Below are 12,602 nucleotides of genomic sequence, written 5' to 3' on the forward strand. Positions count from 1 at the left end.
CCACGGCGGGACCATGACAAATGTCATTGCTTTAGACTGAGCAGCATGCCCACTTCCGCCACCACCCCTGCAGCTTTGCTCGAGCTGGACGACGGCAGCCAGACCGGCTCGCCGCACCCCGCCACGCAGGCCTCCGCCAGGCAGGCTCCGGCGTCACAGGTTCCCGGCCGCAGCGTGAACACCACCTGGGCCTACACGCTGGGTTCCATCGTTTTTATCCTGTTGGCGCTCGACGCCACGTTGGTCGCCGGGGTCCTGCAGGATTTTTCGCTCAAGCACGACGTCGTCACCGGGTTCCTGCTTGCCGCCCTGGTTTGCGCTGTGGCCACGCAGATCCGCTACTGCTGGTTTCTGCGGGCAGGGCTGGGCGGCGGACTTCCCGGCCCTGCCTGGACCATTGCCCTGCTGGTCCCGTCGGCAGGGGTCTGGCTGCTGGGCCTGCTGACGCCCGCCGATGCCATGCTGACAGCGCTGCCCCTCTGGTTGGCAGCTTGTTTGCTGGCTTGCCTGCTGCCCCAACGGCAGCGGTGGTTGGCCTTGGCGGCCGGGCTCGCTATTTCACTGCTGCAACCGGCGGCCGGCTTCGTCTTGAATGGGCAGGCTTCCGGCTTCCCGCCCGACCCCGGCACTTGGATGCTCTTCGCCTACGCCATCTTCATGCCGTTTGTGCTGTTGAGCAGCCTGTGGTGGTGGCGGGTGGTGGTGGAGCTGGACAGGCATCGCCAAATGGCCGGGGAGCTTGCCGTGGCTCAGGAAAGGCTGCGTTTTGCCGCTGACCTGCACGATATCCAGGGGCACCATCTGCAAGTCATTGCGCTCAAGTCCGAGCTGGCCGAACGGCTGTTGACCGTCAACGTCGACGCTGCGCGGGAAAATATCCACCAGGCGCGGCTGATCGCCAAGCAGGCCATGGAAGAGACCCGCTCACTGGTGTCCGGGTACCGCGAGATTGCCTTGGACAACGAGCTGGAAAATGCCTGCGAGGTGCTGACGGCCGCCGGCGCCCGGTGCGAGCTGGCGGCGGGGAGCCTGCCCGGCACCGCTGCCGCCCGCCAGACATTGGCCATGGCCGTTCGGGAAGCCACCACCAACATCCTCCGCCACAGCAACGCCACCCGGGTCTCCATCGCACTGGCCGATGCCGAGCACGGCTTCACCCTGTCCATCAGCAACAACGGGGTGGCGAGCCAAGCCCCCTCGACGCGGACTCCCGGCTCAGGCCTCGCCGGCCTGCGGGAGCGCGTCGGGGCGCTGGGCGGAACCCTGACAACAACCACGGATAACGACTGCTTTGAATTTCTTGTGTGGGTCCCCGGCAAAGGAACAATTGCGTGAATGAACCACAGGGACCCGGGCGCATTCGGCTGTTGATTGCCGACGACGAACATCTGATCCGGGGCGCACTCGAGGCGCTCTTGGGCCTGGAGCCGGACATTGAGGTGGTGGCCAGCGCGGACAACGGCGAGACGGCGGCCGAGCTTGCCTTGGCCTGCGAGCCGGACATTTGCCTGCTGGATCTGGAGATGCCGCGGGCGGACGGGCTGGAGGCGGCTGTGCGCATCCTGTCCACCGTGGACACCCGGGTCATCATCGTCACCCGCCATGCCCGTCCCGGGGTGCTTCGGCGTGCCTTGGCATCGCGGGTTTCCGGCTTTGTGCCGAAGTCGACCCCCGCGGAAGACCTGGCTCATGTGATCCGGGATGTGGCGGCCGGCAAACGTTACATCGACCCCGAGATCGCAGCAGCGGCATTGACGGCGGAACGCTGCCCGCTAACCGACAGGGAGCTGGATGCCCTGCGCTTCAGCCGGTCGACCACCAGCGTGGCACAAATTGCCGAACGGCTGCACCTGTCCCCCGGCACCGTGCGCAACTACCTGTCCTCGGCCATCATGAAGCTCAACGCCGCCTCCCGGCACGACGCAGCCGAGAAAGCGTGGCAGCAAGGCTGGATTTGATCGCTGCCGACCGTGGCGGAGCCGATATCAGTGCCGTACGCTGGCGACATGGCAGACCACCGGATGTCGGGCACAGGGATGGCAAGCCAGGGAACCGTGCGCTCATGGAACGACGAAGACGGCTGGGGAGTCATCGACAGCGAGCCGACCCCTGGCGGCTGCTGGGCGCATTTTGCCGACGTGGCCATCGTCGGCCACAGGACGCTGTTGCCGGGACAGCAGGTCGAGTTCCAGTGGGAGTCCGCCGACCAGGACGGGTTTGCTTTCCGTGCCACACGCGTGTGGCCTGTGCGGGCACCCAGCCCGTCGCCGACGCGCCAGCGGAGGCGCCCGGCGGGGCCTATTCCTCCAGCCTCAGGATCACGTTGGACGAGAATTGAGCGCACCATAAAGCCGCTTGCCCCCGGATACCCTTGCCCCGCAGCCCAAAGTACGGCAGCATTTTTGAAGGCAGCACCCGCCTGGAGAGCATCCGGGGAGACACATTCAAGGGAAGGCGTGTAACACCATGAAAACAACGAAATTGGGCAGTCAGGGGCTTGAGGTCTCTGTCGAGGGACTGGGCGCCATGGGCATGAGCGCATTTTACGGCGAGCGCGACGACGTCGAGTCGACGGCCACGCTCAACCGGGCCCTTGACCTGGGCGTCACCTTGATCGATACGGCCGAAGTCTACGGGCCGTTCCTCAACGAACAGCTCATCGGTCAGGCCATTGGGCATCGCCGCGGCGAGTACGCCCTGGCCACCAAGTTTGGCAGCGAAGTTGCCGACGACGGCTCCCGCAGCCCCGTCAACGGCAGCCCCGCCTATGCCCGCAAGGCTCTGGAACGGTCTTTGCGCCACCTCAATACGGATTATGTGGACCTCTACTACCTACACCGTGTGGATCCCAACATCCCGATTGAAGAGACGGTGGGCGCCATGGCCGAGTTCGTCGCGGAAGGCAAGGTCCGCTATCTTGGCCTGTCCGAGGCTGCCCCGGAGACCATCCGCCGCGCGCACGCCGCCCACCCGATCTCGGCACTGCAAACCGAATACTCCATTTTTGAGCGGGACCCGGAGAGCAACGGCGTGCTCGAGACGGTTCGGGAACTTGGCATTGGCTACGTTGCCTACTCGCCGCTGGGCAGGGGCCTTTTGACTGGCGGCATCACCAGCGAGGACGACCTCGCCGCCGACGACTGGCGCCGGGGAATGCCGCGCTTCACGCAGGAAAACATGGCCACAAACCTGTCCATGGTGGAGCAGATCACCGCACTTGCCACTGCAAAGGGCGTCACGGCCGCGCAGCTGGCCCTGGCTTGGGTCGTGGCGCAGGACGTTGTGCCCATCCCCGGCACCAAGCGCCGCAAGTACCTGGAGGAAAACGTGGCCGCAGCGGACGTCGTGCTCACTGCGGAGGACTTTGCCGCCTTGGAAGCCGCAGCCCCTGCCGGCAGCATCGCAGGCACCCGCTACGACGAAGCCGGCCTGAAGTCCGTCTACAAGTAACCCCCCAGCAAGCAGTCCAGCCTGGCAGGCAGGCGTCCGTGGGTCCGGGGATGGGTTCCATCCCCGGACCCTCTCGCCTAGACTTGATACGTGAACCTACGTCCTACCTCTTGTGAGCATGTTCTTGCGCGCCGCGGCGTTGCCGGACACCGCCAGTACCGCATCCCCGCCTTGGCCGTGTCCACACGGGGCACCATCCTCGCCGCCTATGACGGCCGCCCCAATCTGGACGACCTGCCCAGCCCCATCGACCTGCTCATCCGCCGAAGCACCGACAACGGGCACACGTGGGGCCCCCAGCAGGCGGTGCGGACAGGCAGCGGGCTCGACGGTTACGGCGACCCCAGCCTGCTCGTCGACACGGCGACCGGTCGCATTTTTATGTTCCATGCGGCAGGCACGCACGCGGGCTTCTTTGAAGCTGTTGCGGGGCTGGAGGACGAGGACGCCATCCAGCACGCGGACCTGAGTTTTTCCGACGACGACGGCGCCACCTGGGAACATCGCCGCCTCACCGGCATGCTCAAGCGCGACGGCATGACAGGCCTGTTTGCCGCCGCCGGCGCGGGTATCCAAATCCACACCGGCGCGTTCACCGGTCGTCTGGTGCAGCAGTTTGTGGTCTTGTTCCACGGCGAGATCTTGTCCGCCAGCGCGTACAGCGACGACCACGGCGACACGTGGACGCTGGGTGAACTGATCGCCGGGGGCAATGAAAACAAGGTGGTCGCCCGCACAGACGGCAGCCTGCTCATGCACTCGCGCGCCACCCCTTTCAGGCTCACGGCGGTCTCCAGCGACGGCGGCCAGTCCTACTCCCCCGCCCAGCCCCATCCCGAGCTGCCCGATCCCAGCGACAACGGCTCGGTGGCGCGCTTTGACGGCCTGCCCAACGTAACCTCGCTGGCGAGCCCGGAGACCGAACACTGGCTTATCGCCACCCACAACCACGACTCCCTGTTGCGCCGGAACACCCTGTTGAAGCTGTCGCAGGACGACGGGGCAACGTGGCCTTTCGCCGTCGTGCTGTGTGCGGGAAGTTCGCAGTATTCCACCGCCACCCGCCTGCCCAGCGGCCGCATCGGGGTGTTGTACGAGCGCCAGGGCTACCAGGAAATCGTGTTCACCACTGTGGAGCCAGAGGAGTTGCTGGCTTCCCCCGCCGCTGCCCTGACGCACGACGCCGACACCTCCATGGCGGGCGCAGTCGGCTTGAGCGTGGTGTTGCGTTCCATCACGCCCGGCCGGCCCGCCGTCTGGGAGAGCGTCGGCGAGAGCTTTGTGCTGGCCCAGACCGATGGGGACTGGGATCCCGCCACGTGGAAGGAAGTGGGGCAGGACTATTCTGCGGATATGCCGCAAGTCCTCTCCAACCGCGAGTCGCAGGACGTGAATTACGGCTCCGTGGTTCCTGGCTACAAGGCAGGGGACGTGCTGGCGTTCAGCGGCCGCGTGGAAGACTTTGCGGACGGCGCTGCACTTTCCGTTGCCGTGCGCCTTGGCCATCTGGTGGATGGTGGTGTGCCTTTCAAACGCGGACCTGCGTTTGGCGGCGCGTCGGCCGGAGGTGCAGCTGCCGGGGAAACCATTGTTGACTGGGAGCCGCTGGATGCCGGTGCGGTCCGGGGTTTTGCGGCCACCTACACGATGACTGAAACGGATGTGGCGGCCACGTCGTTGACGCTGGTGTTCACCGTGGGCGTTGATACTGGTTCCAGCTCAGCCTGCGCCCGCCGGGCCTTCACCTTTGACGTTGCCTCAGGGGATATCGGAACGTCGGGGGCCAGCAGCACGGCAGGCTGACCCTGCTGGCCGCTCCGACATGATGCTTGCCGTTGCACTCAATCAGGTCCAGGCCTCTTGTGGGCGTCGTCGAAGTCCTCAAGCGCTTTGCCAATGGCGTGGTCGGCACCGGCGGCAGTGTGGGCGGCCTTGAGTGTTTCGGCAGTGACATTGAACCCCGAGACTCTCGCCTGCAGTTGGGCCAAGGCGGCGACAAGCATGCTTTCCTGTTCTGCGAGGGCGTCGCGTTGCGCCACCAGGTCCACCATCTGCTCGCCCATGATGTGATGGCGCCCCAAGGCAGTTTGGGCGGCGGCGCCGTCCCCTGTGGCCTGTGACTTTTCCGCTTGCTCCGCCAAGGCGTCCAACGCGTGCTGCAAATCTTCAGCCTGCAGATCCAGCCGCTGCCGGCTGACCGAAACATCGGCCACGCCGCGGCGCATCTTTTGCACGGCGGCCTGCTGCTTGAGCTGGGCTTCACCCAAAGTGAGCTGGTCGCGGGAGGAGGCCCCGGCGTCGTCCTTGTTTTGCTGCTTGGACTTGCGCGGCTTGAAAGCAGCGGCAATCCGGGCGAAAAAGCTCATGGGCCTGGCTGGTCGGTGCCGAGATCGGTGTACGTCTTGGACCATTTCTTCAGCATGGCTGCCTCGATCTCAAGGGTGCGGGTGAGGTCCTTCAAATCAACGTCGCCCGCTGGCGCGGCGGCACTGGCCAGGGCGTTGCGCAGCCCCTTGGCGGTTTGCGTAATCTGTTCCACCTGCACACCGAGGGTTTTCGCGTACAGCGACTGGACAGCTGGGTCGGGCTCCTGCTGAGCCACCAAAAGCTGGTGCTCCATGAGCGTTCCGGTCTGCTGGAGGGTGTTGAAGATCGACTCCAAATTGCCGGTGTACTGGCGGGTGCCCTGTGCCGCGTCGAGGGAACGGCGGGTGGCTTGCAGCGAGTCCGCCAGCTCCACACGCTGCTTGAGGATCTCCCCCATGGGCCCTGTGGTGGAGTCCGCCCGAACCTTCAAGGCACTGCGCTTGGCGGATTCGTATTTGGGCTTGGAAATCTTCACAAGGCTCACCACCCCGCGTGAAACCAACACCCCCACGGTGATGGCCACGCCAACAACAATGGCGATGATCACCAGCATGAGGATCAAGAAGACGGTGCCGAAGTCCATGGAATCGTCGGTTTCCTTGCCTTTGAGCTGCGCTGACTACTGGTCAAAATTAGCGTAGCACCGGTGGCTGTCCCGGGTGTGGGCACGCTCTGCTTGCTGGAGCGGATTCAGGGTTTTCACCGGGTTTCCGTTGAGGCAATTGTGGGTGCGGCAGGGCAGAATGGAACGATGAAGACCATTTTGAATGTCATTTGGCTGGTGTTGGGCGGTTTCTGGCTCGCGTTGGGCTATTGCCTGGCTGGCATTGTTTGCTGCCTGCTCATTGTGACGATTCCGTGGGGCATCGCCTCCTTCCGCATTGCCAACTACGCGCTGTGGCCCTTTGGCAGGACAGTGGTGGACAAACCCGGCGGCACAGGCATCGCCAGCACCCTGGGCAATGTCATCTGGCTGCTGGTGGCCGGAATTTGGATTGTCATTGCCCACGTCACCACGGCTTTTGCCATGGCCATCACCATCATTGGCATCCCGTTGGCCATCGCCAACCTGAAGATGATCCCCATTTCGCTCATGCCCCTCGGAAAGGAAATCGTCCCCACCAACCAGCCGTTCGTGAAAATCTACCGTTGACCCGGGGCAATCCGCCTGCCCGGTCCGGGGCGGGAGCTGCCCGGCGGCAACGCCCAACGCCCTGTCCAGGGCAATTCCGCGTAAGCTGGTGCCATGCGCAATAAGACCGACTGGCTGGACATCCTTGTCAGCTTCGCCAGCTTCGCCGCCATGATCCTGGTGCTCACGTTTACCCGCTTCAACCTGCCCATCAAGATTGTGCTGGCCTTTGCCGTGTCCCTGGCCATCACGGGCGGCTGGTCGTACTACAAACGCAAGGTCCGCCGTCGTCCTTCCGATCCCAAGCGCCTGCACGTGTACAGCGTGAAGAATGTGGACGAAAAATAGTGCAGATCATCCGCTACGCCTCCCTGAAGGCCATGCCTTGGGCGGGCGGGGCCACGCGGCAAATTGCGGCTGGCCCCGACGACGCCGCCAGCTGGGATTGGCGGTTAAGCCTGGCCGACGTGGCCAAGGCCGGCCCGTTTTCACCGCTGCCCGGCATTGACAGGATCATCACAGTGGTCGAGGGCGAGCTCATTGCCCTGACTGTCGACGGTGTTGAGCAAGCCTTGGAAAAGTACCGACCCTTCCGCTTTTCCGGCGACTCCGAGACCTCCGCCACCTTGCCCACCGGCGCCCTGAAGGACCTGAACCTGATGACCCGGCGCGGTGCTTTCAAGGGCTACGCCGCCATCATCGAGCTCTCGAAAAAGCGGCCCCATCCCGTTTTTGCCGACCAGTTCGCCGTGCTGCTGCAAGGTTCGGCCACGGTTTCCCCAGCGGCCGTCGAGCCCGCCGACGTTGACCCCGTCGTCACAACGCTGGATTCCACCGACGACTCCGGAGCCGCCGCCGTGCCGCCCGTCGTCGAGTCGCTGGGAAAGTTCGACACCGTCGTCGGCGCCGACGCAGCGCCCGAAATTTCCGGACGCGGCTTCCTTGCCGTGCTGAGCGTCGACGCAGCTTCCTAGCTTCCCCGCCGCGGGCCGGAGTTTTCCGGCGTCGAGCTTTCCGGCGTCGAGCTTTCCGGCGTCGGCCTGAAGTCTGGCGCGAATGCGGCGGGTTTTCATCCCCTGGCCTGAGGCCTCCTTGCCATCCATCCCCCTAAACTGGCTGTTTCGGGGGAAGGGTTTCAGCATGAAGAACAGGATTCGCACGGCGCTGGCGGGGTTTGCGGTGGCGGCTGCACTGGCCAGTGTCAGCGCCTGCGCTGCCGCACCAACCAGCACCTATACCAACGCCTCGGGCCAGGAAGTAACCGTGAATTGGCGGGACTATCCGCTCCACGCCTATAGGACGCCCGATGAGGTGCTGACCGCTCCGGTGAAGGAGGATAGCGAGGAAATCTCTGCTGCTATTCTCTCCGAGATCAAGACAGCGTTGGGCAGAGAATTCAATCTCGAGTGGAACGCACGCGGCGAGCAGGGCTGGTACCCGTCCTCGGGCAACGGCTACGGCGGCGAAGCCATGACCACCACCTGGAACTCTGTTGGCTGGAACAGCAACACTGTACCGGCCGGCACTGCGGAGTGGGAAAGGATCATGGCCATCATCAGCCGCATCACCCGCGCACACGGACTGGGTGCGGTGCAGGTCACCCATCATGGCGACACTTTCAAGAATGATCCTGAGTGGCAGAAGGATCTGCTGGAAGAGTACGGCACGGCCGACCCACAAAAGCTCTGGTGGTGGGACGGCACGGCCCATTCAGGCATGCAATGGCTCTCCGTCTACATAGTCGATGTCGCCCGGGACCCCACGGGAGCGGCCGCCAAGGACTACGAAGAGTCCAAACTCCCGCCGCGCTCCATTTCCATCAGTTACGGCGTCACCACGGTGCCGCGTGCCGATCGAGCCGCCTTGGCGAAGGCCCTGGAACCATTCGCCGGCCTGACACCGCCAACACCCACCACTTCGGACTGAATACGCGCAGCGTACCGCCGCGAGCCCGCCGCTGCCCCGCACGACCGCGTCCGGCCAGCGAAACCGCCGTTGGGCAGCCGCGGGGTCGCGGGGTAGTCGCGGGCAGGCGGCCAAGACGCGGCCTCGAGACGGCGAGTGCCGCGGCCAAGACGCGGCTTCGGCAGTACCCGGCGCGGTTCAGCAGCGCCGGGCACGGATTCGGCAACGATAGTCGCGGATTTGGCAGCAAAAAGCCCGCAGCATGCGCAGGATCGTCAAGTTCAACGATTCTGCGCGTGCTGCGGGCTGCTTGTTTGGCGCTGCCTAACGGATCAGACCCGGGTTAGCGGGTGCGGCGCTGGTTCGATGCAGGTGCCGTGGCACGGCGGGGTCCGCTGGAGCGGCCCGGACGGGACTGGCCCCCACCGTTGGCGTTGTAGCTTCCGCCGGAGGTGCCACCGGTGTTCGAGGACCAGGCCACGCTGGCGCCGCTGCGAGCTCCCTCGCGAGCACCTTCACGTGAGCCGCCGGCATGGGGGGCGCGCTTGCCGCGGGCCACATCGTTCTCGCGTGCCGGGCGGCCTTCACCGGAGCGGGCTGGACGGCCCTCGCCGGAACGTGCAGGGCGACCGGAGCTTGCCGGACGGCCGGTACCTGAACGCTCGCCGGCATCGGCGGAGACGCGACCGCGTCCGCCGCGTCCGCCGCGACCTCCGGCCGTGGGGGCTGCGCCGGTGCGTGCACGCTTGCGCTGGGCATTGGCGCCAGTTGACGCTCCGCCACCCTGGGCAGGTGCCTTGGCCGCGAGCAATGCGGCACGGGTGCGTGGATCAATCTTGTCGGCAACGTCGCCCACCAAGTTGGCAACCACCGGTGAGCTGGACGTGACGCGCTCAAAGTTCACGTCCACGCCGGCCGCTCGCATGAGCTTCTTCACGTCGCTCTGCTGCTCGGGCAGCGTCAAGGTGACGACGACGCCGTCGGATCCGGCACGGGCGGTGCGGCCTGAACGGTGCAGGTAGGCCTTGTGCTCTGTGGGCGGGTCGACGTGGATGACCAGTTCAATGTCGTCAACGTGCACGCCGCGGGCGGCAACGTCGGTGGCGACCAAGACGCGGACGCCTCCGGTGGAGAACTCGGCCAGGTTCCTGTCGCGGGCGTTCTGGGAGAGGTTTCCGTGCAGGTCGACGGCGGGGATGCCGGCGTCGGTCAAGGTCTTGGCCAGCTTGCGGGCGTGGTGTTTGGTGCGCATGAACAGGATCCGGCGGCCCTCGCCCGATGCCAGCTCAACAATGACCTGCTTCTTCACGGTCTGGTCGTTGACCACTAGGACGTGGTGTTCCATGGTGGAAACCGCGGCTGTGGGCTCGTCGACCGAGTGGGTGAGCTGGTTGGAGAGGTAACGCTGGACGATCTTGTCCACGCCGTTATCCAACGTTGCGGAGAACAGCATGCGCTGGCCCTGCGTGGGAGTGGTGTCCAGCAGACGCTTCACAACCGGCAGGAAGCCGAGGTCAGCCATGTGGTCGGCCTCGTCCAGGACGGTGATCTCAACGCTTTCCAGCGACACGATGCGCTGCTTCATGAGGTCTTCCAGGCGGCCCGGGCAGGCGATGACAATGTCGACGCCGGCGCGCAGGGCCTTTTCCTGGCGAGCCTGTGACACGCCGCCGTAAATGACTGTGGTGTTCAAGCCCATGGCCTTGGCGAGGGGCTCGATGGTGTTGTTCAGCTGGGTGGCCAGCTCACGGGTCGGGGCGAGGACCAGGCCCATGGGGCGGCCGGGCTTGCGGAAGTACGGAGCTTCGCGCTCGGCCAAGCGGGCCACGAGCGGGATGGCGAAGGCAATGGTCTTGCCGGAGCCGGTGCGGCCGCGGCCCAACACGTCCCGGCCTGCCAGCGTGTCCGGCAAGGTCTTGACCTGAATGGGGAATGCTTCCTCAATGCCCTGAGCGGCGAGTGAAGCAACGATTTCCTTGGGCGCACCAAGGGCAGCAAAAGTTGTCATGTAAAGAGAGAATCTTTCGTAAGGCGGTTCAACGTCCCACGGGCAGTTTTGACCGCGGGTTCGCCGATTCAATGCCAGAGCGAGTCAACCGCGGGATGCTTTGAAGCAAATTCGTTGCGGGACAAGATGCATGCGTTCATCGACGCAGAATGCGCGATACGCACATTAAGTATTCCCATACTAGCAGCGGCACGACGCCGGAGCCTCACCTTAGTGCCGCAAATCACGTTTTGTGCCGCCGTGCCACAACGCCGCGGGGCTCCACGGCCAGCGTGCCGGCACATCCAGCCGCAGGTTCATACTGCAGCTGATGCGACTTATCCACGACTTTTCAGACCCAATCCCCTTCATATGGCAGCAAATGCGGGTTACTCGCGTCGGCACCCGCATTTGCTGCCATATGAACCGAGGCGACTGTCCAGCACCCGCATCAGCTGCAATACGGACTGAGGCGGCCCTCCAGCACCTGCATCAGCTGCAATACGGACTGAGGCGGCCCTCCAGCACCTGCATCAGCTGCAATATGAACCGAGGCCGAGGCAATCGTGCATCCGCGGGGGACCGCCGGCAGTCCGGAGCCTGAAATTCTAAAACCAGGGCGGCCCGGAAATCCCCGGTACCCTTAAAGGGATGAATGATATCCAAGCCTCCGGCCCCGAATCCCCCGCAACTGCTGCCGACACTGCCCAGCCGCACCACAGCCAGTTGGAGGGACACGAGCCAGAGCAGAGCGCACACGAGCAGAGCTCAGCGGAAAAGGCGCCGCGCACCCAGGACGGCTCGTCCCGGCCCGTCACTCCGGGAACCCAGGCTGCCGAGGGCACGTACCGCAGGCAGACAGTGTCGTTTGTGCGCCGTGGCACCCGTCTGCAGGGCAAGCGCCAGAAAGCTTGGGATGACCACTCCGCCTACCTGGCCGTGGACATCCCCCGCCACATTGCCGACACGTCCGTCCATCCGGAGTACGTCTTTGACGCTGCAGAGGAATTTGGCCGCACGGCCCCGCTCGTCGTCGAAATCGGCTCCGGCCTGGGCGATGCCATTGTCCATGCCGCCATGGAAAATCCGGACAAGGACTTCCTTGCCGTAGAGGTCTACACCCCCGGCCTGGCCCAGACCATCCAGAAGCTCGTCGCCAACAAGATCCGCAACGTCCGCGTGGTCCAAGCCAACGCACCCGAGGTTCTGAACTCCATGCTGCCGGGAGGTTCCGTGAGCGAAGTTTGGGTCTTCTTCCCCGACCCTTGGCATAAGACAAAACACAACAAGCGCCGCATGGTCAAGGACGCCTTCGCCCCGCTCGTGGCCCGCGTCCTCGCCCCCGGTGGCATCTGGCGCCTGGCAACCGACTGGTCCGCCTACGCCGAGCAGATGCTCGAAGTGGGCACCGCCTCAGCCGACTTCACCAACGTGCACGACGGCGAGCGCACGGGCGCGGCCAGCCCCCTCACCGCGGCGCGGCGCAGCGGGGTGGATTGCGAACAAAGCGATGAGACCGACGTGGTGGGCGGCTGGGCCCCGCGTTTTGACGGTCGCATCCTGACCAGCTTTGAGAACAAGGCGCACAAGGCCGGGCGCGTCATCTTCGATCTGGGCTTCCGTCGCAACTGACACAGCTGGCTGACACAACAAGCGCGCAGGGCCCGTCCGGGGACCCTGCGTGTTTTGTATTAGCACAAACCCGGCAACACCGCAATGGCTGCGTAAAAATAGCTGGATTAAAAGTAATATTTGAATGGG

12 protein-coding genes are annotated in these 12,602 nt (G+C 64.8%); 9 read left to right on the forward strand and 3 right to left on the reverse strand.

Annotation, left to right across the window (positions count from 1 at the left end; genetic code table 11):
* The first annotated feature begins 45 nt into the window (after window positions 1-45).
* The 4 genes from QMG25_RS01260 to QMG25_RS01275 all read left to right on the forward strand — a co-directional run bounded on the left by QMG25_RS01260 (window position 46) and on the right by QMG25_RS01275 (window position 5,253).
* Window positions 46-1,335: a sensor histidine kinase gene (locus QMG25_RS01260; RefSeq protein ID WP_283456488.1), complete on the forward strand. Its 1,290-nt coding sequence runs from the start codon at window positions 46-48 to the stop codon at window positions 1,333-1,335.
* Window positions 1,332-1,958 carry a response regulator transcription factor gene (locus QMG25_RS01265; protein WP_283456489.1) on the forward strand — a complete coding sequence of 209 codons (627 nt, stop codon included), beginning with the start codon at window positions 1,332-1,334 and terminating at the stop codon, window positions 1,956-1,958. The genes QMG25_RS01260 and QMG25_RS01265 overlap by 4 nt, the downstream gene beginning before the upstream one ends.
* A 508-nt stretch (window positions 1,959-2,466) precedes the next feature.
* Window positions 2,467-3,450 carry an aldo/keto reductase gene (locus tag QMG25_RS01270; RefSeq protein ID WP_283456491.1) on the forward strand — a complete coding sequence of 328 codons (984 nt, stop codon included), beginning with the start codon at window positions 2,467-2,469 and terminating at the stop codon, window positions 3,448-3,450.
* Window positions 3,451-3,540: 90 nt separating this feature from the next.
* The gene (locus QMG25_RS01275) at window positions 3,541-5,253 is read left to right on the forward strand and encodes a sialidase family protein (protein ID WP_283456493.1); all 1,713 of its coding nucleotides are present in this window, start codon (window positions 3,541-3,543) and stop codon (window positions 5,251-5,253) included.
* A 38-nt stretch (window positions 5,254-5,291) separates the two neighbouring features.
* Here QMG25_RS01275 and QMG25_RS01280 read toward each other — a convergent pair whose 3' ends face one another.
* Both QMG25_RS01280 and QMG25_RS01285 read right to left on the reverse strand, forming a co-directional pair.
* Complete coding sequence (locus tag QMG25_RS01280; protein ID WP_283456495.1) at window positions 5,292-5,816, reverse strand: PspA/IM30 family protein; 525 nt, start codon at window positions 5,814-5,816, stop codon at window positions 5,292-5,294.
* The gene (locus QMG25_RS01285; protein ID WP_283456497.1) at window positions 5,813-6,400 is read right to left on the reverse strand and encodes a hypothetical protein; all 588 of its coding nucleotides are present in this window, start codon (window positions 6,398-6,400) and stop codon (window positions 5,813-5,815) included. The genes QMG25_RS01280 and QMG25_RS01285 overlap by 4 nt, the downstream gene beginning before the upstream one ends.
* A gap of 168 nt (window positions 6,401-6,568) precedes the next feature.
* Between QMG25_RS01285 and QMG25_RS01290 the strand changes: the two genes are divergently transcribed.
* From QMG25_RS01290 to QMG25_RS01305, 4 genes are all read left to right on the forward strand, one after another.
* On the forward strand, window positions 6,569-6,970 hold the full coding sequence (locus tag QMG25_RS01290; protein ID WP_283456498.1) for a YccF domain-containing protein: 402 nt from the start codon (window positions 6,569-6,571) through the stop codon (window positions 6,968-6,970).
* A gap of 93 nt (window positions 6,971-7,063) precedes the next feature.
* Window positions 7,064-7,297, forward strand: a complete 234-nt coding sequence (locus QMG25_RS01295; protein ID WP_283456500.1) for a hypothetical protein — start codon at window positions 7,064-7,066, stop codon at window positions 7,295-7,297.
* Entirely contained in the window at window positions 7,297-7,923 is a 627-nt protein-coding gene (locus QMG25_RS01300) for a HutD/Ves family protein (RefSeq protein ID WP_283456502.1), read from the forward strand. Before QMG25_RS01295 ends, QMG25_RS01300 begins: the two co-directional genes overlap by 1 nt.
* 166 nt (window positions 7,924-8,089) lie before the next feature.
* Complete coding sequence (locus QMG25_RS01305) at window positions 8,090-8,875, forward strand: hypothetical protein (protein ID WP_283456504.1); 786 nt, start codon at window positions 8,090-8,092, stop codon at window positions 8,873-8,875.
* A gap of 322 nt (window positions 8,876-9,197) precedes the next feature.
* On the opposite strand, the gene QMG25_RS01310 is transcribed toward QMG25_RS01305, so the two are convergent.
* The gene (locus QMG25_RS01310; RefSeq protein WP_283456506.1) at window positions 9,198-10,862 is read right to left on the reverse strand and encodes a DEAD/DEAH box helicase; all 1,665 of its coding nucleotides are present in this window, start codon (window positions 10,860-10,862) and stop codon (window positions 9,198-9,200) included.
* A gap of 630 nt (window positions 10,863-11,492) precedes the next feature.
* Here QMG25_RS01310 and trmB point away from each other — a divergent pair.
* The gene (trmB, locus tag QMG25_RS01315; RefSeq protein WP_283456508.1) at window positions 11,493-12,473 is read left to right on the forward strand and encodes a tRNA (guanosine(46)-N7)-methyltransferase TrmB; all 981 of its coding nucleotides are present in this window, start codon (window positions 11,493-11,495) and stop codon (window positions 12,471-12,473) included.
* Window positions 12,474-12,602: the final 129 nt, after the last annotated feature.

The organism is Arthrobacter sp. H35-D1, from assembly GCF_030063185.1.
Lineage (GTDB): Bacteria > Actinomycetota > Actinomycetes > Actinomycetales > Micrococcaceae > Specibacter.

What these genes read in the sequence shown, in the direction of transcription:
- trmB (WP_283456508.1), top strand. Translation starts at nt 11,493, where the DNA reads ATGAATGATATCCAAGCCTCCGGCCCCGAATCCCCCGCAACTGCTGCC.
- QMG25_RS01285 (WP_283456497.1), bottom strand. Translation starts at nt 6,400, where the DNA reads ATGGACTTCGGCACCGTCTTCTTGATCCTCATGCTGGTGATCATCGCC.
- QMG25_RS01310 (WP_283456506.1), bottom strand. Translation starts at nt 10,862, where the DNA reads ATGACAACTTTTGCTGCCCTTGGTGCGCCCAAGGAAATCGTTGCTTCA.
- QMG25_RS01280 (WP_283456495.1), bottom strand. Translation starts at nt 5,816, where the DNA reads ATGAGCTTTTTCGCCCGGATTGCCGCTGCTTTCAAGCCGCGCAAGTCC.
- QMG25_RS01260 (WP_283456488.1), top strand. Translation starts at nt 46, where the DNA reads ATGCCCACTTCCGCCACCACCCCTGCAGCTTTGCTCGAGCTGGACGAC.
- QMG25_RS01305 (WP_283456504.1), top strand. Translation starts at nt 8,090, where the DNA reads ATGAAGAACAGGATTCGCACGGCGCTGGCGGGGTTTGCGGTGGCGGCT.
- QMG25_RS01270 (WP_283456491.1), top strand. Translation starts at nt 2,467, where the DNA reads ATGAAAACAACGAAATTGGGCAGTCAGGGGCTTGAGGTCTCTGTCGAG.
- QMG25_RS01290 (WP_283456498.1), top strand. Translation starts at nt 6,569, where the DNA reads ATGAAGACCATTTTGAATGTCATTTGGCTGGTGTTGGGCGGTTTCTGG.
- QMG25_RS01295 (WP_283456500.1), top strand. Translation starts at nt 7,064, where the DNA reads ATGCGCAATAAGACCGACTGGCTGGACATCCTTGTCAGCTTCGCCAGC.